We start from the raw sequence: 19919 nt of genomic DNA on the forward strand, positions 1-19919 counted from the left end.
TTCCTTATTTCAGCGGCGAGTTTTTACGCTCGATGCTGTAGCGCTCAAGTTCTTTGTACGGCACGACTTTGCTCTTCTTCTTACGCACATCGACCACGGTCATACGGTCGGTACAGGAATAGCAAGGATCGAGGCTACCGATAATCAGCGGGGCATCGGAAACGGTGTTGCCACGCAGCATGTAGCGCAGCGTCGGCCAGTTGGCGTAAGTCGCCGCGCGACAGCGCCAGCGATACAGTTTCTGGTTGTCGCCAGTCATACTCCAGTGGATGTCATCCCCGCGCGGCGCTTCAGCAAAGCCCAGCGCAAAGCGGTGTGGAATGTAGGTAAAACCTTCCACAGCCAGCGGGCCGCCTGGCAGGTTGTCCAGACCAAAGTCGATCATATTCAGTGCGGTGTAGACTTCATTGATACGGACTTTCAGACGAGAAATAACGTCGCAACCCTGCTCACTGTGAACTTCCATCGGCAGCAGACCATAGCCCACAAACGGGTGATCGGCGCGGGTGTCACGCGCATGGCCGCTGGCGCGCACCATCGGGCCGACGTTACTGAAGTCACGGGCAATTTCCGGATCCAGACGACCAATACCTACGGTACGCTGTTCCATGTTCGGCGTGCTGAGCAGCATATCGACCAGTTCCTGCACGTCACGACGCATCTGCTGCGCCAGTTGACGGGTCTGGATCATATCCTCTTTCAGCAGATCACGACGAATACCGCCGATCAGGTTCAGACCGTAAGTTTTACGTGCCCCGGTGAGGATCTCCGCCATCTTCATGGAAGTTTCACGCACGCGGAAGAACTGCATAAAGCCGGAGTCAAAACCGGTAAAGTGACAGGCCAGGCCGAGGTTCAGCAGGTGCGAGTGCAGGCGTTCAACTTCCAGCAGAATGGCGCGGATCATCTGCGCACGTTCCGGCACGACGATGCCCATCGCGTTCTCGACGGAGGTGGTATAGGCGGTGCTGTGCGCAAAGCCGCAAATGCCGCACACGCGGTCGGACAAGAAGGTCACTTCGTTGTAACCCATGCGGGTTTCCGCCAGCTTCTCCATGCCGCGGTGGACATAGAACAGACGGTAGTCGGCGTCGATGATGTTCTCGCCGTCAACAAACAGACGGAAGTGACCGGGTTCATCAGAGGTGACGTGCAATGGGCCAATCGGCACCACGTTGTTTTTCTTGTCGCCCAGTTCGTTGATGAACTCGTAGGTTTCAGCATCGGTAGTCGGCGCGGGGCGCTGGCGATAATCCATGCTGTCTTTACGCAGCGGGTAGAGTTCGTCCGGCCAGTCATCCGGCAGTACCAGACGACGCTCATCGGGCAAACCAACCGGGATCAAACCGTACATATCGCGCACTTCGCGCTCGCCCCAGACCGCAGCAGGCACGCGCGGCGTGACGGACGGGAACTCCAGCTTATTGGCATCGACCTCAACGCGCACGGTAATCCAGCACTTGGTACCCTGCTCCATCGACAGCACGTAGTACACGGCATAATGACCACACAGCTGACGTTCGTCGTTACCAAACAGCACGGACAACCAGCCGCCCTGTTTGTAGTACAGGAACTCCACCACTTCCGGCAGGTAGTTCACCTTGACGGTGATCGTCAGCTGATCTTTGGTCTGCCAGGCTTCATCCAGCACGACGCCCGGGAAGGCCTGGTGCAGCGCCGCGAGATATTGTTGACCTAATTTTTCTTCAGACATGCTCAAACTCTCTTAAATCACGCCACCAGCAAGGAGACGAACGCTAAAAACGCAAACCCAAAACCGGCCCAGGTCACGCGTGAAGTGGCGCAAAAACGCAGACGCGCCATGCTGTTTTCGAACAGGGCGATGACCAGCACGCCGAGAACCAGTTTGACGACGGCAATTACCAGTGCCAGCAGCAGCCCACCCGAGGTGAAGGTTTCCATCTGTCCCCACGGCAGGAACACGCCAACGAACATTTGCAGAACGACCAGTTGCTTAAGGCTAATGCCCCATTTCAGCACCGCAAAACCGCTGCCGCTGTATTCGGTCAATGGACCTTCCTGCAGCTCCTGCTCTGCCTCTGCCAGATCGAACGGCAGTTTGCCCATTTCGATAAAGGTGGCGAAAGCACAGGCGCACAGCGCCAGAATCAACGGAATGCTGCGTGCAGCTGGCCAGTGATAAATGGTATCGGCGATATTGCTGATATGCGTTGAGCCAGCAACCTGCGCCGCAACCCACAGACCCAGCAGCAGGATAGGTTCAACCAGCACGCCGAGCATCGCTTCGCGGCTGGCGCCAATAGCGGTAAACGGGCTACCGGTATCCAGGCCAGCGATAGAGAAGAAGAAGCGGGCGATGGCGAACAGGTAAATTAAGGTGATCAGATCGCCCAGTTGCGGCAGTGGTGAGCCAACGGTCACTACCGGCAACGCGGTGGCGATAGTCAGCATCACACCCACCATCACAAACGGCGTCAGGCGGAAAACCCAACTGGAGTCCGCAGGCGCAATGCTCTGACGGCCCAGCAGTTTGATAATGTCGCGGTATTCCTGCAAAACGCCCGGACCGCGGCGATTGTGCAAACGCGCACGTGCCACGCGGGTAATACCGGACAGCAGCGGCGCAACGGCAAACAGCACCAGCGCCTGAATTAACGGATATAAAACACTCATTCTCAGGCTCCTCGTGAAACCACAATCACCACCAGTACCGCCAGCTCAATCAGCGCCAGGCGACGGAACAGCACCGGTGCAGCCGCATTCTGCCAGCCCGGAACCAGTGATACCGGATTCAGCCATTTGCGCAGTTTGAGTACCGGCGCAAAGGCTTCTTTCACCGGCATGGCAAAACCGTGTGCGGTAATGACCATTGACTGCTCGTGATCGTAACCACACACCCATGCCGCACCGCGTGAACGCGACGGCAGACGGTTGCCTTTGAAAATCGCCATGATGATGAACGGCAGCAGCGGACATGCGATCAGCAGCAGCGTGATCATTGGCTGAGAAACGGTGGTGTTCGCGGTTTCCAGCGGCAGCGGAACGGCAGCGGAGATCATCGGCAGCAGCCACGGCGCAGCAACGCCCCCAATCACGCAGCAGATAGCCAACGCGACTACGCTAACGCCCATCAGGATTGGCGCGCAGCAGGCATTTTCAGCTTCCTTCGTGCGCGGTGCGCCAAGGAACGTAACGCCATAGACTTTCGCCATACACATCACCGCCAGCGCGCCGGTAATCGCCAGTCCTACCGCCAGCAACGGTCCTAACAGACGACCGACAAAAGCACCGCTGTTGCCAAGCTTAAAGAAGGACTGGTAGATAACCCACTCACCGGCAAAACCGTTCAGCGGCGGCAGTGCGGCCATCGCCATCAGGCCAACCAGCATCGCCAGAGAGATAACCGGCATACGTTTACCGATACCGCCCAGTTTTTCGATATCACGATGACCGGTACGGAACCAGATGCTGCCTGCGCCCAGGAACAGAACGCTTTTGAACAGGCTGTGGTTTACCAGGTGGTACAGACCGCCGGTCAAACCCAGCGCAATCAGCGCAGGTTGATTCAGGGAAATTCCGGTTACGCCTGCGCCCAGACCCAGCAGAATAATGCCGATGTTTTCCAGCGTGTGGTATGCCAGCAGACGCTGAATGTTGTGTTCCATCAGCGCATACAGACCGCCGACAAACGCGGTGATCATTCCCAGCACCAGCAGCGTAATGCCCCACCACAGCGGCGCGTTACCGCCCAGCAGCGACAGGGAGAGAATACCCAGCAGACCCACCTTCATGACGACGGTAGAGAACAGCGCCGCAGCCGGTGCGCTGGCGTTGGCGTGTGCCTGTGGCACCCATCCGTGCAGCGGAATAATCCCGGCCAGCAGGCCAAAACCCGCCACGCCCAGCAGCCAGATATCAGACCCGAGCGGCAGCTCCTGTGCGCGCAGGTCAAGCAGGCGCAGCTCCAGGGTGCCGTAGCGTTGCCACACCAGGTAGCAGGCAATAGCCAGCAGTAGCGTGCCGACGCGGCCCAGCGCAAACCACAGTTTGCCCTCTTTGCTGCAGCCGGTGAGGAACACGGCACACAGCGCCATGATTTCCGCCATCACCACCAGCGTTCCGAGGTTGCTGGCAACCACCGCACATACCGCCGCGGCCATCAGCAGATTCACCAGCAGCCCGTTGGCTTTTACCTGCGGATGACGATGCCAGTCAATGTTGTACAGGCTGACAAACAGGCCGCACAGGCCCAATGTAATCAGCCAGATAGCGTTCAACGGGGTAATTTGCACACTGTGACCAATAAATGGCATCACACCGCTTATCGCCAGAGCATTAGTCAGTACGGTGAAACCCGCAGCCGCTGTACACAGGCTGCCAACCGCACCGCCAACCCCGGCAATCCAGCCGCTCAGCGGTTTATGAAATGAAAACAGAAATGCCAGAACCGCAGCCGCCGTAAACCAGGCTACGCCGCTGTTAATCAGTGAAATTGCGCTCATTTTGCATCCCCACTCTGAGCCTGCTGAAACAAGGTGAGATCGCCGAAGTCGGTATTGAAAGTCAGCTCACGCTTACGTTTGCTGGCGCGGGCAATATCCACGTTACTCACCAGGTGCAGGGCTTTGGTCGGGCACATGCGCACGCAGGCCGGACCAAGCTCGTCAAAACTGCACAGATCGCATTTCACCGCGATGGCACGAATACCCGGAACCCAGTCCAGCAACGTGCTCACGCGGGCAGGCGCTGGCGGAGCCGGAGGCGCTTTTGGCGTATTGGCGTTTGCCGGGATATGCAGCGGACGGCTACCGGAAAACTCAATCGCGCCAAACGGACAGGCAATCCCGCACAGTTTGCAGCTTACACACAGGCTTTCATTCAGCTGCACGGCACCATCAACGCGATTAATCGCATTAACCGGACAAACGGTGGCGCAAGGCGCATCTTCGCAATGGTGGCAAAGCTGCGGGGCGGATTCTTTTTCATTTAACATCACTTTCAGGCGCGGCATTGACTGCAGGCCATGCTGGCGATGTGTCTCTGAGCAGGCGGCTTCACAGGTGTGGCAGCCGATGCAAAGAGTGGAGTCAGCAATTACAAAACGATTCACCAGGCATTCCTCAGGTGATAGTCATTTTTGACGAAAACATGTCTGGAAAATGTCATTTCGACATTTTTCGACATGCCCATTCCCTAAACGTCGTGACGCAGTATGAAAGCGCATCATGACAAAAGTGGGCACACCCAAGGCTTAAGCCGGGCTATGTCCCTCAATCAGCTGGCTTAAATTCACCGGCATATTGTTTTCAACCGCGGTATAGAGGCTGTCGTAGACGGTGGCGATTTTTTCGAGATAGTGCTCCAGCACCTGCTCGCGATCGCGGTTGCTGATACGCTCATCAACCTTACCGTCGATGGTCAACTCAGCCTGTGCAATCAGTTGCTTATCATCACCATCTTTCGTTTCAACGTAGTACTCGATGGTGTGGCTGTTAAAGCCGTCCGCCAGCGTGACGTAGATAGTGAAGTGTTCAAAAAGGACGAAGCAGAGATCCTTGTCCGGTGCGCAGCTCATTGCATGATGCAAACGCGCTTTTGACAGGGTGATCCCCTGAACCAGCGAGTTGCAGTAAATACGCCACTGGTCCTGTAGGCGACGATGCCGTTCAGCGATGTAATCGGCTTTTTCGCTTATTTCCCAAATAGTCATGTCAGGTTACCCGTTTAGCAGAGATGAACAGCTTTAAGCACATTTCATGCCAAAATTAAAAACCTTAATTTTCATATAGATAAAAAATCAAAGAGCGGTGACGACATGTCATTTCGTCATCGTCGTCATTGTCACGATCGAAAAAATTCAAGCTGGCATGTTTATTGCTTTTAATACGGCAACTTCATAGGAGGCGGTATGCACGAAATAACCCTCTGCCAACGGGCACTGGAATTGATTGAACAACAGGCCACGCAATACGGTGCTCAACGAGTAACTGGGGTCTGGCTCAAAATTGGCGCATTTTCTTGCGTAGAAACCAGCGCTCTCGCCTTTTGTTTTGATCTGGTATGCCGCGGGACCCTTGCAGAAGGTTGTAAACTCCACCTCGAAGAACAAGAAGCCGAATGTTGGTGCGAATCTTGTCAGCAATACGTCACCTTACTGACGCAACGCGTGCGCAGATGTCCGCAATGCAACAGCGATATGCTGAGAATTGTGGCCGATGACGGCTTACAGATTCGACGTATTGAAATAGATGAAACTCCAGCGCCGGATGCCGACGCCTAAGCGTCATCATCCGGCAACTGAAGTATCGCAAGTAATAAATCAGGAGTGAGCGATGTGTACGACATGTGGTTGCGCTGAAGGCAACCTTTATATAGAGGGTGATGAGCATAATCCCCACTCGGCGTTTCGCAGCGCGCCATTTGCCCCAGCGGCTCGTCCGGCGCTGAATATTACCGGGGTGAAGACCTCCAATTTCACACCGAGCCAGACTGAAGAAGGCGATTTGCATTACGGTCACGGTGAAGCAGGCACCCACGCACCAGGCATGAGTCAACGCCGGATGCTGGAAGTGGAAATTGACGTGCTGGATAAAAACAACCGTCTGGCTGAGCGCAACCGCGCCCGCTTTGCTGCCCGTCAACATCTGGTATTAAACCTTGTCTCAAGCCCAGGCTCCGGTAAAACCACGCTGCTGACCGAAACACTGATGAAGCTCAAAGACAGCGTGCCTTGCGCCGTCATCGAAGGCGACCAGCAGACGGTTAACGATGCCGCCCGTATTCGCGCCACAGGTACGCCCGCCATCCAGGTCAACACCGGTAAAGGTTGCCATCTTGACGCACAAATGATTGCTGACGCCGCGCCACGTTTGCCGCTTGAAGACAACGGCATCCTGTTCATTGAAAACGTCGGGAACCTGGTTTGCCCGGCTAGCTTCGACCTCGGCGAACGCCATAAAGTGGCGGTGCTTTCCGTCACCGAAGGCGAAGACAAGCCGCTGAAATACCCGCATATGTTTGCCGCCGCGTCGCTGATGCTGCTCAACAAAGTAGACCTACTGCCGTACCTCAATTTTGACGTAGAAAAGTGCATCGCCAGCGCCCGGGAAGTGAACCCGGAAATTGAGATTATCCTGATTTCCGCCACCAGTGGCGAAGGCATGGACCAATGGCTCTCCTGGCTGGAGACGCAGCGATGTGCATAGGTGTTCCGGGTCAAATCCGCACCATTGATGGCAACCAGGCCAAAGTCGACGTTTGCGGTATTCAGCGCGACGTCGACCTGACGCTGGTCGGAAGCTGCGATGAACACGGTCAACCCCGTCTGGGCCAGTGGGTACTGGTCCACGTCGGCTTTGCCATGAGCATCATTAATGAAGCTGAAGCGCGCGACACGCTCGACGCGCTACAAAACATGTTTGACGTTGAGCCGGATGTCGGCGCGTTGTTGTATGGCGAGGAAAAATAATGCGTTTTGTTGACGAATACCGCGCACCAGAACAGGTGATGCAGTTGATAGAGCACCTGTGTGAACGTGCCGCACACCTCCCCTACACTGCTGAACGTCCGCTGCGCATCATGGAAGTGTGTGGTGGTCATACCCACGCTATCTTCAAGTTCGGTCTCGACCAATTGTTGCCCGACAACGTCGAGTTTATTCATGGCCCGGGCTGCCCGGTTTGCGTTCTGCCTATGGGCAGAATCGACAGTTGTGTGGAAATCGCCAGCCATCCGGAAGTGATTTTTTGCACCTTTGGCGATGCGATGCGCGTTCCGGGTAAACAAGGTTCTTTGCTACAAGCCAAAGCGCGCGGCGCGGATATCCGCATCGTCTATTCACCGATGGATGCGCTGAAGCTGGCGCAGGAAAACCCAACGCGTAAGGTTGTGTTCTTTGGCCTGGGTTTTGAAACCACAATGCCAACCACCGCCATCACCCTTCAGCAGGCAAAACAGCGTGACGTGCAGAACTTTTACTTTTTCTGCCAGCACATCACGCTTATCCCTACGCTGCGCAGCCTGCTGGAACAGCCGGACAACGGCATCGACGCCTTCTTAGCGCCGGGCCATGTCAGCATGGTGATTGGCACCGATGCCTATAATTTCATTGCTGCAGATTTCCATCGTCCGTTGGTGGTCGCCGGTTTCGAACCGCTCGATCTGTTGCAGGGCGTGGTGATGTTGATTGAACAGAAGATTGCCGCGCATAGCCAGGTTGAAAACCAGTATCGCCGCGTGGTGCCGGACGCCGGTAACCTGTTAGCGCAACAGGCCATCGCCGAAGTGTTCTGCGTCAATGGCGATAGCGAATGGCGCGGTCTGGGCGTCATTGAATCCTCTGGCGTTCACCTGACGCCAGACTATCAGCGCTTTGATGCCGAAGCGCATTTCCAGCCAGCGCCGCAGCAGGTGTATGACGATCCGCGCGCGCGTTGCGGCGAGGTATTGACCGGCAGATGCAAACCGCATCAGTGCCCGCTATTTGGCAAAACCTGTAACCCGGAGACCGCGTTTGGCGCCCTGATGGTCTCCTCAGAAGGCGCATGTGCCGCCTGGTATCAGTATCGTCAGCAGGAGTGTGAAGCATGAACAGCGTACAACTCGCCCACGGTAGCGGCGGTCAGGCTATGCAGCAGTTGATCAACAGTCTGTTTATGGAGGCTTTTGCTAATCCGTGGCTGGCGGAACAAGAAGATCAGGCCCGTCTGGACCTGGCGCAACTGGTTGCAGAAGGCGATCGTCTGGCGTTTTCAACCGACAGCTATGTTATCGATCCGTTGTTCTTCCCGGGTGGCAATATCGGCAAGCTGGCCATCTGCGGTACGGCTAACGACGTGGCGGTCAGCGGCGCGATCCCTCGCTACCTCTCCTGCGGTTTTATCCTCGAAGAGGGTTTGCCGATGGAGACGTTGAAAACCGTCGTCAACAGTATGGCGGCGACCGCGCGTGAAGCGGGCATCGCCATCGTGACCGGCGATACCAAAGTCGTGCAGCGCGGCGCTGCAGACAAGCTGTTCATCAACACGGCCGGAATGGGGGCGATCCCCGCCAACATTCACTGGGGCGCACAGACCCTCGGCCCAGGCGATGTGCTGCTGGTCAGCGGTACGCTTGGCGATCACGGCGCAACTATCCTTAACCTGCGCGAACAGCTGGGTCTTGATGGCGAACTGGTCAGCGACTGCGCGGTATTGACACCGCTTATCCAGACGCTGCGTGATATTCCCGGCGTGAAGGCGCTGCGTGACGCGACCCGTGGCGGCGTAAATGCGGTAACGCATGAATTTGCCGCCTCATGCGGGTTTGGTATTGAGCTGTCTGAAGCGGCCCTGCCCGTGAAGCCCGCGGTGCGTGGCGTTTGCGAACTGCTGGGTCTGGATGCGCTTAACTTTGCTAACGAAGGCAAGCTGGTGATTGCCGTTGAGCGTCAGGCTGCTGAAACGGTGCTTGCCGCGCTGCGCGCACATCCGTTAGGACGCGATGCCGCAATGATTGGTGAAGTGGTAGAACGCAAAGGTGTGCGTCTTGCCGGACTCTACGGCGTGAAACGCACTCTCGATTTACCACACGCCGAACCATTACCTCGTATATGCTAACAGCCGGTTGGCAGCAAGCTGTAGGCCGGGTAAGACGCATTTGCGTCGACATCCGGCCTTAACGCTGCAATATCACCTGATGGCGTTTTGCCGATCGGGTCTACGGTTCGAGTAGCGGGACCAGTCCGGCAATAATTTACGACTTATACCTATAATTCATTTACCGTTTTCGCACCGTTCTGCGGTGCTTTTCCTGGAAAAGCAATATGTCGTATACACCGATGAGTGACCTCGGACAGCAAGGCCTGTTCGATATTACTCGTACATTATTACAGCAGCCCGACCTGCCGTCTCTCAGCGAGGCGCTTTCGCAACTGGTCAAGCGTTCAGCGCTGGCCGACTGCGCGGCTATTGTCTTATGGCAGGCACAAACGCAGCGTGCGCGTTATTTTGCGACGCGTGAAAATGGTAACCCCATCGATTATGAAGACGAAACGGTGCTGGCGCATGGCCCGGTACGCCGTATTTTGTCTCGCCCCGATGCGCTGCACTGCAACTATCACGAGTTTAACGAAACCTGGCCACAGCTGGCCTCTGGCGGACTGTATTCTAAATTTGGTCACTACTGCCTGCTACCGCTGGCAGCAGATGGGCGAATCTTTGGCGGTTGCGAATTTATCCGTAACGAAGACCAACCGTGGAGTGAAAAAGAGTACAACCGGCTGCAGACCTTCACCCAAATAGTCGGCGTCGTTGCTGAACAAATTCAAAGCCGGGTCAGCAACAATGTCGATTACGATCTCCTGTGCCGTGAGCGTGATAACTTTCGCATCCTGGTCGCCATCACCAATGCTGTGCTCTCACGTCTGGATATTGATGAGCTGGTCAGCGAAGTCGCCAAAGAGATCCATCACTACTTCGACATTGATGCCATCAGCATCGTGTTACGCAGCGATCGCAAAAACAAGCTCAGCATTTATTCCACTCACTATCTGGATGAACATCATCCGGCACACGAACAAAGTGAAGTGGACGAAGCCGGCACGCTCTCTGAACGGGTCTTCAAAAGTAAAGAGATGCTGCTGATTAACCTGAGCGAACGCGATACTCTGGCCCCTTACGAAAGAATGTTGTTCGAAACATGGGGTAACCAGCTACAGACTCTGTGCCTGCTGCCGCTGATGTCCGGCAATAATATGCTCGGCGTACTTAAGCTGGCGCAATGCGAAGAGAAAGTATTCACCACCGCCAATCTCAAACTGCTGCGCCAAATCGCAGAACGCGTGGCGATCGCCGTGGATAACGCCCTCGCCTACCAGGAGATCCACCGCCTGAAGGAGCGACTGGTCGATGAAAACCTGGCGCTGACTGAACAACTCAACAACGTGGAAAGTGAGTTCGGAGAAATCATTGGCCGCAGCGAAGCGATGTACAGCGTACTCAAACAGGTCGAAATGGTGGCGCAAAGCGACAGCACTGTCCTGATTCTTGGTGAAACCGGGACGGGTAAGGAGCTGATTGCACGAGCAATTCACAACCTGAGCGGACGTAACGCCCGTCGGATGGTGAAAATGAACTGTGCGGCAATGCCTGCCGGATTGCTGGAAAGCGATCTGTTTGGCCATGAACGTGGCGCATTTACCGGGGCCAGCACGCAGCGGATTGGACGCTTTGAACTGGCGGACAAAAGTTCGTTATTTCTCGATGAAGTTGGCGACATGCCTCTGGAGCTTCAGCCCAAGCTGCTGCGCGTTCTGCAGGAGCAGGAGTTTGAACGTCTGGGCAGCAATAAGCTGATCCAGACCGACGTTCGCTTGATCGCTGCCACTAACCGCGATCTGAAAAAGATGGTCGCCGATCGCGAGTTTCGTAACGATCTCTACTATCGACTGAACGTCTTCCCGATCCATCTGCCACCGCTGCGCGAGCGCCCGGAAGATATTCCGCTGCTGGTGAAAGCCTTCACCTTCAAAATTGCCCGCCGGATGGGGCGCAATATCGATAGCATTCCCGCCGAAGCCCTGCGTACGCTGAGCAGCATGGAATGGCCGGGTAACGTGCGCGAGCTGGAAAACGTCGTAGAACGCGCGGTTCTGCTCACCCGGGGCAACGTGCTGCAACTTTCCTTGCCGGATGTAGTCGCTTTGGCGCCGTCTACGCCGCCGGTGGCGACCGAAGTCGCGCAGGATGGCGAAGATGAATACCAACTGATAATGCGCGTTCTGAAAGAAACCAATGGCGTTGTCGCCGGTCCTAAAGGCGCGGCACAAAGACTGGGGTTGAAACGCACAACGTTACTCTCGCGCATGAAGCGCCTGGGCATTGATAAGGACGCACTGGTTTAACGGATTATTGCCCGATAGCGTTACGCTTATCGGGCCTACGCCACTGGTGTGTTTGTCTTTGTCGGCCGGATAAGGCGCAGCCGCCATCCGGCATAGAATTGCTAAATCACTTCTTCCGCTGGTATTTCTCGGGTAACTCCGGCACCGGACGTTTGTCATCAATCAGATGACGCACGGTCAGAATCGGATGACGCCAGAGCATTCTGGGTCCAGCCCAACGCATAATTTGCTTCATCTCTTCGCGTTTAGCGGGCTGGTAACAGTGCACCGGACACTGTTTGCAGGCCGGTTTTTCCTCACCAAATACGCACTTATCCAGGCGCTTTTGCGCATAGGCAAACAACGCATCGTAATGCCCCGGTTCATCTGAAGCCTGCGGACACTGGCTCTCATACAGCGAGATCATTCTCTGGATCGTCATTTTCTCACGTGCAATACGTTTGCCGGACATGATGCCTCCACAATTAAGTTGCATAAATAATACACCTTAACTAAGCGCAGGACTATTACCTGGCGGTGATACATTCCTTAGCACCCTACGCAAATAAGAATTATTTTCATTTGTTTATGCCATGTGCTATATAACATAGCAAAGGCTATATTCGATGATAAATTAACCACTTTGTTGTGAGGGATACTATGCCGCATCTGCCCCATCTGAAGTCATTTCTCCTTGCCAACGTGTTAACGGCGCTTACGCTGTCACCTGCCTGGGCGAAAGAAAAGTTCAAAGTGATAACCACCTTTACGGTGATTGCCGATATGGCAAGCAACGTGGCAGGTGACGCGGCGGACGTCAGTTCCATCACCAAACCCGGGGCAGAAATTCACGAATATCAACCCACACCGGGGGATATTAAACGGGCGCAAGGCGCACAGCTTATTCTCTCCAACGGCCTTAATCTCGAACTATGGTTTGCCCGCTTCTACCAAAATTTGTCCGGCGTACCGGAGGTCATGGTCTCAAATGGCGTGCAGCCAATGGGTATCAGCGAAGGGCCGTACAACGGCAAACCGAATCCGCATGCCTGGATGTCAGCGGAGAACGCGCTTATCTACGTGGATAACATTCGCGATGCGCTGATGAAATACGATCCCGACCATGCCGCAACCTACCAGAAAAATGCGGAGAATTATAAAGCGAAAATCCAGCAAACTCTGGCGCCACTGCATGCAGAACTGGCGAAGCTCCCTGCCGATAAACGCTGGCTGGTCACCAGCGAAGGCGCATTCTCTTACCTCGCGCGTGATAACGGCCTGAAAGAGCTGTATCTGTGGCCGATCAATGCCGATCAGCAAGGCACGCCCAAGCAGGTACGCAAAGTGATCGATGCGATCAGAAAACATCAAATCCCTACCGTATTTAGCGAAAGCACCGTGTCCGACAAACCTGCGCGTCAGGTCGCCCGCGAGTCTGGCGCGTATTACGGCGGCGTGCTGTATGTCGATTCGCTCAGCGCTGCCGATGGTCCGGTACCGACCTATCTGGATTTACTACGCGTGACGACAGAAACCATCCTCAGCGGCATCAACGACGGGTTAAGGAGCCAAAAATGAGTCAATCTGCGATTACCGTGAATCAGGTTACGGTGACGTATCGCAACGGCCACACCGCGCTGCGGGATGCCACTTTTCAGGTTCCGGGCGGCTCAATTGCCGCTCTGGTCGGCGTAAACGGTTCGGGAAAATCAACGCTTTTTAAAGCGCTGATGGGTTTTGTCCGGTTGGCGAAAGGGGAAATATCTATTCTGCAACAACCGGTTAATAAGGCGCTCAAACAAAATCTGATCGCCTATGTCCCCCAGTCAGAAGAGGTGGACTGGTCGTTTCCGGTACTGGTGGAAGATGTAGTGATGATGGGCCGCTTTGGCCATATGGGGTGGCTGCGTCGACCAAAACAAATCGACCACGACTGCGTGGATGCGGCGCTGGCGCGGGTAGATATGCTGGACTATCGCCATCGCCAGATAGGTGAACTGTCCGGCGGGCAGAAAAAACGCGTTTTTCTGGCAAGAGCCATCGCACAGGACGGGCAGGTTATTTTACTGGATGAACCCTTCACCGGCGTGGATGTGAAAACCGAGGCCCGGATCATCGATCTGCTGCGTGAACTGCGTGATGAAGGCCGGACTATGCTGGTCTCTACCCATAATCTGGGATCCGTCACCGAATTTTGCGATTACACGGTGATGATTAAGGGCACGGTGCTGGCAAGTGGGCCAACCGAAACCACCTTTACCCACGAGAATCTCGAACTGGCATTCAGCGGCGTTCTGCGTCACGTCGCGCTAAGCGGCGGTGAACAACACGTGATTACCGATGATGAACGTCCGTTTATTTCGCGACGCGCGGCAAGCGAGGGGGAGTAATCATGAACTGGCTGACGGAGCCGTTTGGCTACCAGTACATGCTCAACGCCATGTGGGTTTCGGCGATGGTCGGCGGCCTGTGCGCATTTCTCTCCTGCTATCTGATGCTCAAAGGCTGGTCGCTGATTGGCGATGCGCTGTCGCACTCGATCGTTCCAGGCGTGGCCGGAGCCTATATGTTAGGGCTTCCCTTTGCGCTGGGCGCATTTCTTTCCGGTGGACTGGCGGCGGGCAGCATGCTGTTTCTCAATCAGCGTTCACGCCTGAAGGAAGATGCCATTATCGGGCTGATTTTTTCGTCCTTTTTCGGTATCGGGCTGTTTATGGTGTCGCTTAATCCGATGTCGGTGAACATCCAGACCATTATTCTGGGTAACATCCTGGCGATTGCGCCGGAAGATATTCTGCAACTGGCGATCATCGGCGTGGTTTCGCTGACCATTCTGTTTTTGAAGTGGAAAGATCTGATGGTGGTCTTTTTTGATGAAAACCACGCGCGGTCTATCGGTCTGAATCCGGGTCGGCTGAAGCTGTTGTTTTTTACGCTGCTCTCCGTTTCCACGATCGCCGCACTGCAAACCGTCGGCGCCTTTCTGGTGATTTGCCTGGTGGTTACGCCCGGTGCGACGGCCTGGCTGCTGACCGATCGTTTTCCTCGCCTGCTCACCATCGCCGTGGCGCTCGGCAGCCTGACCAGCTTTTTCGGCGCCTGGCTAAGCTACTGGCTGGACGGTGCAACCGGCGGAATTATCGTCGTTCTGCAAACGCTGCTGTTCCTGCTGGCATTTGTCTTCGCACCAAAACACGGTCTGCTGGCGAATCGCCGCCGCGCCCGTCTGGTGAACAAGGAGCAAGTATGATCTTAACAACGCTGCTGGAACCTTTTCAGTTTAGCTTTATGGTTAATGCGCTGGTCATCTCTACCATCGTCGCTGTGCCTTGCGCGCTGCTGTCGGTATTTTTAGTACTCAAAGGCTGGGCGTTGATGGGCGATGCCATGAGTCATGCGGTTTTCCCAGGGATTGTACTGGCGTGGATTGCGGGCATCCCGCTGGCAATTGGCGCGTTTATCGCCGGTCTGTTCTGCGCGGTGGCGACCGGATACCTCGACGATAACAGCCGCATCAAACGCGACACCATCATGGGTATTGTTTTCTCCGGGATGTTTGGTGCGGGTCTGGTGCTGTACGTCTCTATCCAGTCAGAAGTCCATCTCGATCATATTCTGTTCGGCGACATGCTGGGCGTATCGTTAAGCGATATCATGCAAACCGCGGTTATTACTCTGGGGATCGCGCTTATCATCGGACTTAAATGGAAAGATTTGCTACTGCATGCGTTCGACCCACATCAGGCAAAGGCCAGTGGGCTTAACACCGCACTGCTGCATTACGGCCTGTTGTGCATGATCGCCCTGACGATTGTCGCCACGCTAAAATCGGTAGGGATTATTTTGTCAATTTCATTACTGATTGCACCTGGCGCCATCGCGATTTTAATGACGCGGAAATTTTCCCACGCCTTATGGCTGGCGGTGGCGATGTCGGTCATTACCTCATTTATGGGCGTGTACGTGTCATTTTTCATCGACAGCGCGCCGGCTCCCACCATCGTCGTACTATTTTCCCTGCTGTTTGTGATTACCTTTATTTATGCAACCCTGCGCGATCGGCGTTTAGAGAATCAGCTTCAGCTGCAGGATCCGTAAATTATTGGTCAGCTAATGTTCTTGATATTAATATAGCCTCCGCCAGGAGGTTATATTATCGGCAGATTACAGCATCGTGATGATACGTTTAAATAAACGGATTATAGATTACTCTAACGTAAACAACGGTTGTGGCTTGCCAATGTGGTATCCCTGTAACCACCCGACATTCATGTGTTCCAGGTGCATCTGGATTTCGGCACTTTCAACAAACTCGGCGACAACCTGCATACCTTTCATTGCCGCAACCCGGCAGAAAGATTCGATGATATAGCGACTAACCTCACATTTTATAATCCTACGAACGAAAGACCCATCAATCTTCAAAATATCTGCTTCAATGTTCATCAGGCGTTCATAGCTTGCAAACCCGGCACCGAAGTCATCAATCGCGATTCGGCATCCCAATTGACGTAGTAAGCGTAGTGTATCTGCCGTGTGTTCTTTATCTGACAGGGTATCAGCCTCGGTTATCTCAAAAATAATCCGTTGCGGAATCACCGCATATTCCTGCAACAACTCAGTTATCTTTGCAACGATACCTGAACGACATAGCGTCACTGGCGCCAGGTTAATGGAAAAACAACTCAGCGGATGGTAGCGCATGTACTTCAGGGTGTTCTCAATAACCCAAAGATCGATATCGGGTGCTAACCCTGTGTCGCGTGCAACCGACAGAAAATGGTCAGGGGAAATAAACTCCCCGTGCTCATTGAGCATGCGGATCAATATCTCATGATAGGATTCATCACCACGAGTACTGACGATAGACTGGGCCAGCAGGACAAAGGTATTGTGATCCAACGCGTTTTGCAGTGCAGCGCGAACATCCGTTGTATCGGTAGTAGGGTTGCCAAACAGTCGGCTATGCTGTGCCTCAAGGTTTTCCGGCCTGCCGTTGGTCATTGGCGATATGACTTTTGTTATTATTGGAGGGAACATCATATTCATATCAAATTAATAAATAAATACTAATTTATAGATAAAAATGGACATTCCGCGTAGCTGGCATCAGCGGTGAAGAAAAAGACAAAAACCAACATACTGATAATTAACAAAAATCACAAACCCAGTTTTTGCATTATCATTCCAGCTGAGTGCAAAAAAACACGTCAGATGCTTTTAATGTTAACTTTAACATACAAAAAAAGAGAGTTTCCCTCGCTTCATAATTATTTTTCCGTCACTCACTAACTCCTGCAATACTTTGTGGATAGCACTGCGTGAGATATGATTTCGAGCGAGAATGAATGTATACACAGATGTGTTTTCACGCATCTCAGGCTCCATCGACCAAATATACTTCAGGTGTTCAATAATCAACTCACGGATAGTGCGATGCGATTGCAATTTTTCTCGCTGAAAATAGCGTTGCAGATGTAGCGTTAAAATATCAAATGCATGTTTCCAAAGATTCTTCGCAGTGAACAAAAGTTCGGCATTGGGTGCACTCATCGCCCACATTTCACAATCGGTATCACAACGTAAATAGTGTCCGGCAACTTCCGTACGCATTTGTGGCAAGCCGAGGATGGCCGGTGCAGATATACTTACCATCACCAAATCATTTTCCACACGATGAACAGAGACGGCCCCTTTCTCCAGAAACAAGATATTTCCATCACTCTTCAGATCAATACGCTGGCGTTTTTTGCGTAAGGACAGCCAGGCATTATCTGACTTTTTCATTTCATCACCAACAAGCACTACAGCATTTTCAATATCTTTCTGAAACATGGGACTCTCTACCGCAAATTATGGCTTTGTCAAAACGAGGGTGGAATTTTACTCAACACGAAAAATAAATGTCAGCTCACCAACAAGCTGACATTTATTCCCATCTACATCTACCACCGGCATCCCCTGGTGCCGTTGACGCGTTCAGACTCATGCTGTTTTCGCGTGGTGGCGCCAGGCAGTATATGACGCTGTCCATAAAGAATTAATGGCAATCATCTTTGTCGTTGTTATTTCATCTTTCTGTTCTTTTCAATGTAGCCAAAAAGATACAATACATTGATTTATATATAGTTTATTTTCATTAAAAAGTTATCATTGTTGTTATATTATGATACGAAATTGAAACACTTCGCGGTTCTCGCTGCAGGGTCGGGTCCATACTGGTGGTCTTTATGGGCTAAGTGGTATCATGACTCGCCAACCGCCTGGCGCACCAGCAAGAGTAGAAACATCATGTCTGAGACTGGCAATGTCAGTTATCTGATTGAAAAAATAATAATATTTACGCCAGCTACACAATCGCTGGCGCGGATAGATCAACCCAATCAGCGGATAAAACTCAAACACTCGGCGTCATTATGTCTTTTATTACTTATTCAACATCGCGGGCAAGTGGTTTCCCAAAACGAACTACTGGAATTCGGCTGGGGTAAAAATCACCGCCAGGTGAGCTTCAACGCCTTTTATCAAAGCATTCTCTCTTTGCGCAAAAGTTTGCTGCAGCTGGAACTGGAGCAACCGCTTATCACCACGATCCCCCGCAAAGGGCTGATCATCCAGGAAGAGTTCAATATTCAGGTGATTGAAACTCCGAAGGAGAGCGTATCTTTTACAGCAGAACCCTTAGTGCCGGATGTCGCCATCGAAGAACTGTCAGATGACACAGCGCGCCAACCTTTGATCACCACTGCTGAAATGGTAATACTTGCTATTACCCTGATGATTTGTGTGCTTATAATGTATCCGTGGCAAACCAGTGATAACTATTTCTCCGGCTATATCACCGCAGACAAAGCCCCCACTGACTGTCAGTATTATTTTAATAATGATGCCAGTAATTTCTCCCGACATACGGCATTTATCAACAAAAATCCTGGGCTGTGTCAGAGCCATAAATTTATCTATATCACCACCTACCCTGAATCCAAGAAATTATCCGTGCTTGTATGTCGCTCACCGATGAAAAACAGGCAGGAAAACGCCTGTCAGTCGGTTTATTACCCACGGTATGATAGCTAATGAATTTTTATTCCCGAACGCCCCGCATCCAGACAGGTATTATCCTGCTGCTTTGTTTTGCTGCGCTAATTGTTACCGCCGTCTACCGGTACAGTAAAAACAATGGTCAGTTACATAATCTGACCTGTCGGTCTGCCATCGAGATTGTACGCAATACAAGCTCATTCCGAGGGATCATTGATATCAAAACCGGCGGCAACAAAGGTATTGTGAATATTGATGGCATTATCAAAGATGCCGAAAATAATGAGCAGACCGTGCAACGCATGGTACTTTTTACACAATCCAGCTACGGCTCAAGCCCGGTTTGGATTTCGCAGAAAATCCAAATCTCCAATCGCGAAACAGCACCCGCCAGTCTCATTCAGGAACTCCTCCCCGACTTCTTCCTGACCAACACCAGCGTATCCAACGTCGATTTTTTTGCGCTGAATAGAGAGACGTATTTGATTACCAAAGAGGGGATCCCCTATCTGTACTGCCAGAATTATGCGTTGCCGGAAAATGAATAATCAATAAGCGAAGATTAAAAAAGAGCAAAAACGATTTGAAAGAGTCACTTGATACGGGCATCACGAACTACACGCCCAAGATGCCTTGGTGTGTTAATGCTGATTCATAAAGATTATTTTCTCTCATAATATAAAAACCCTATTCTAACCTACACTACCATAACTAACTGATTATGCGAACATTGTTACCCTGCTCGTCCAGCGTTATAACTCTCTGGTTTTCCAATAATCCCTTCCCTCTCTGACCGCCGGTAATAAATGTCACCGACAGTTGTATATTGATGCAACGATGATTTTTTAGCTCGGGCGACTTTTCAGGCGCAGAGTTAGCGGCGAAATTTGACGGTGTGCCAAGCTGATATTCTGCAATGCGGCACAATCATCCGGTCAGACAGGTATTGAGCATGTTCATAACCCGATTGATTGCCCTGCCCGGGAGTCCACTTTAGCCCAGGGCCGACACAGTAATTGTATCTAACACGTTTATT

At 52.8% G+C, this 19919-nt stretch carries 20 protein-coding genes; 12 read left to right on the plus strand and 8 right to left on the minus strand.

Annotation, left to right across the window (positions count from 1 at the left end):
* Window positions 1–4: 4 nt before the first annotated feature.
* From hycE to hycA, 5 genes are all read right to left on the minus strand, one after another.
* Window positions 5–1714: a formate hydrogenlyase subunit HycE gene (hycE, locus tag N0B36_RS12560; RefSeq protein WP_016154186.1), complete on the minus strand. Its 1710-nt coding sequence runs from the start codon at window positions 1712–1714 to the stop codon at window positions 5–7.
* Window positions 1715–1731: 17 nt separating this feature from the next.
* Window positions 1732–2655: a respiratory chain complex I subunit 1 family protein gene (locus tag N0B36_RS12565; protein ID WP_046274832.1), complete on the minus strand. Its 924-nt coding sequence runs from the start codon at window positions 2653–2655 to the stop codon at window positions 1732–1734.
* 2 nt (window positions 2656–2657) lie between these two features.
* On the minus strand, window positions 2658–4484 hold the full coding sequence (hycC, locus tag N0B36_RS12570) for a formate hydrogenlyase subunit 3 (protein WP_259688208.1): 1827 nt from the start codon (window positions 4482–4484) through the stop codon (window positions 2658–2660).
* A complete protein-coding gene (hycB, locus tag N0B36_RS12575; protein WP_016154189.1) occupies window positions 4481–5092 on the minus strand; it encodes a formate hydrogenlyase subunit HycB in 612 nt (203 codons plus the stop codon). Before hycB ends, hycC begins: the two co-directional genes overlap by 4 nt.
* A 141-nt stretch (window positions 5093–5233) precedes the next feature.
* Window positions 5234–5692 (minus strand): formate hydrogenlyase regulator HycA, encoded by a 459-nt coding sequence (hycA, locus tag N0B36_RS12580; protein WP_016154190.1) that lies wholly within the window; start codon window positions 5690–5692, stop codon window positions 5234–5236.
* Between the two features lie 198 nt (window positions 5693–5890).
* On the opposite strand from hycA, the gene hypA reads away from it, so the two are divergent.
* The 6 genes from hypA (at window position 5891) to flhA (ending at window position 11863) form a co-directional block, all read left to right on the plus strand.
* On the plus strand, window positions 5891–6262 hold the full coding sequence (gene hypA / locus N0B36_RS12585; protein ID WP_016154191.1) for a hydrogenase maturation nickel metallochaperone HypA: 372 nt from the start codon (window positions 5891–5893) through the stop codon (window positions 6260–6262).
* A gap of 52 nt (window positions 6263–6314) precedes the next feature.
* Window positions 6315–7187, plus strand: a complete 873-nt coding sequence (gene hypB, locus N0B36_RS12590) for a hydrogenase nickel incorporation protein HypB (RefSeq protein WP_049282632.1) — start codon at window positions 6315–6317, stop codon at window positions 7185–7187.
* Window positions 7178–7450 (plus strand): hydrogenase 3 maturation protein HypC, encoded by a 273-nt coding sequence (gene hypC, locus N0B36_RS12595; RefSeq protein WP_003037411.1) that lies wholly within the window; start codon window positions 7178–7180, stop codon window positions 7448–7450. The genes hypB and hypC overlap by 10 nt, the downstream gene beginning before the upstream one ends.
* Window positions 7450–8571 carry a hydrogenase formation protein HypD gene (hypD, locus tag N0B36_RS12600; RefSeq protein ID WP_016154193.1) on the plus strand — a complete coding sequence of 374 codons (1122 nt, stop codon included), beginning with the start codon at window positions 7450–7452 and terminating at the stop codon, window positions 8569–8571. Before hypC ends, hypD begins: the two co-directional genes overlap by 1 nt.
* Complete coding sequence (gene hypE / locus N0B36_RS12605; RefSeq protein WP_016157324.1) at window positions 8568–9578, plus strand: hydrogenase maturation carbamoyl dehydratase HypE; 1011 nt, start codon at window positions 8568–8570, stop codon at window positions 9576–9578. The genes hypD and hypE overlap by 4 nt, the downstream gene beginning before the upstream one ends.
* Window positions 9579–9784: 206 nt before the next feature.
* A complete protein-coding gene (gene flhA / locus N0B36_RS12610) occupies window positions 9785–11863 on the plus strand; it encodes a formate hydrogenlyase transcriptional activator FlhA (protein ID WP_200047476.1) in 2079 nt (692 codons plus the stop codon).
* A 106-nt stretch (window positions 11864–11969) separates the two neighbouring features.
* Here flhA and N0B36_RS12615 read toward each other — a convergent pair whose 3' ends face one another.
* On the minus strand, window positions 11970–12314 hold the full coding sequence (locus tag N0B36_RS12615) for a nitrous oxide-stimulated promoter family protein (protein WP_003825888.1): 345 nt from the start codon (window positions 12312–12314) through the stop codon (window positions 11970–11972).
* A gap of 188 nt (window positions 12315–12502) precedes the next feature.
* Here N0B36_RS12615 and N0B36_RS12620 point away from each other — a divergent pair, with 188 nt between their 5' ends.
* The 4 genes from N0B36_RS12620 to sitD are packed head-to-tail and all read left to right on the plus strand — an operon-like array spanning window position 12503 to window position 15940.
* Complete coding sequence (locus N0B36_RS12620; protein WP_259688209.1) at window positions 12503–13420, plus strand: metal ABC transporter substrate-binding protein; 918 nt, start codon at window positions 12503–12505, stop codon at window positions 13418–13420.
* Window positions 13417–14232 carry an iron/manganese ABC transporter ATP-binding protein SitB gene (gene sitB, locus N0B36_RS12625; protein ID WP_019077551.1) on the plus strand — a complete coding sequence of 272 codons (816 nt, stop codon included), beginning with the start codon at window positions 13417–13419 and terminating at the stop codon, window positions 14230–14232. The genes N0B36_RS12620 and sitB overlap by 4 nt, the downstream gene beginning before the upstream one ends.
* Before the next feature lie 2 nt (window positions 14233–14234).
* Entirely contained in the window at window positions 14235–15092 is an 858-nt protein-coding gene (sitC, locus tag N0B36_RS12630) for an iron/manganese ABC transporter permease subunit SitC (RefSeq protein ID WP_016154199.1), read from the plus strand.
* Window positions 15089–15940, plus strand: a complete 852-nt coding sequence (gene sitD, locus N0B36_RS12635) for an iron/manganese ABC transporter permease subunit SitD (RefSeq protein ID WP_049282629.1) — start codon at window positions 15089–15091, stop codon at window positions 15938–15940. The genes sitC and sitD overlap by 4 nt, the downstream gene beginning before the upstream one ends.
* A gap of 108 nt (window positions 15941–16048) precedes the next feature.
* Here the strand turns inward: sitD and N0B36_RS12640 are convergent, their stop codons facing one another.
* Window positions 16049–16891, minus strand: coding sequence for an EAL domain-containing protein (locus tag N0B36_RS12640; RefSeq protein ID WP_241487902.1), 843 nt, complete (start codon window positions 16889–16891; stop codon window positions 16049–16051).
* A gap of 183 nt (window positions 16892–17074) precedes the next feature.
* Window positions 17075–17677, minus strand: coding sequence for a helix-turn-helix domain-containing protein (locus N0B36_RS12645; RefSeq protein ID WP_016154202.1), 603 nt, complete (start codon window positions 17675–17677; stop codon window positions 17075–17077).
* 342 nt (window positions 17678–18019) lie between these two features.
* On the opposite strand from N0B36_RS12645, the gene N0B36_RS12650 reads away from it, so the two are divergent.
* Complete coding sequence (locus N0B36_RS12650; RefSeq protein WP_235117361.1) at window positions 18020–18919, plus strand: winged helix-turn-helix domain-containing protein; 900 nt, start codon at window positions 18020–18022, stop codon at window positions 18917–18919.
* On the plus strand, window positions 18919–19431 hold the full coding sequence (locus tag N0B36_RS12655) for a hypothetical protein (RefSeq protein ID WP_103766746.1): 513 nt from the start codon (window positions 18919–18921) through the stop codon (window positions 19429–19431). Before N0B36_RS12650 ends, N0B36_RS12655 begins: the two co-directional genes overlap by 1 nt.
* Window positions 19432–19919: the final 488 nt, after the last annotated feature.

It is taken from the genome of Citrobacter sp. XY323 (assembly GCF_025106035.1).
Taxonomy (GTDB): Bacteria; Pseudomonadota; Gammaproteobacteria; order Enterobacterales; family Enterobacteriaceae; genus Citrobacter; species Citrobacter braakii.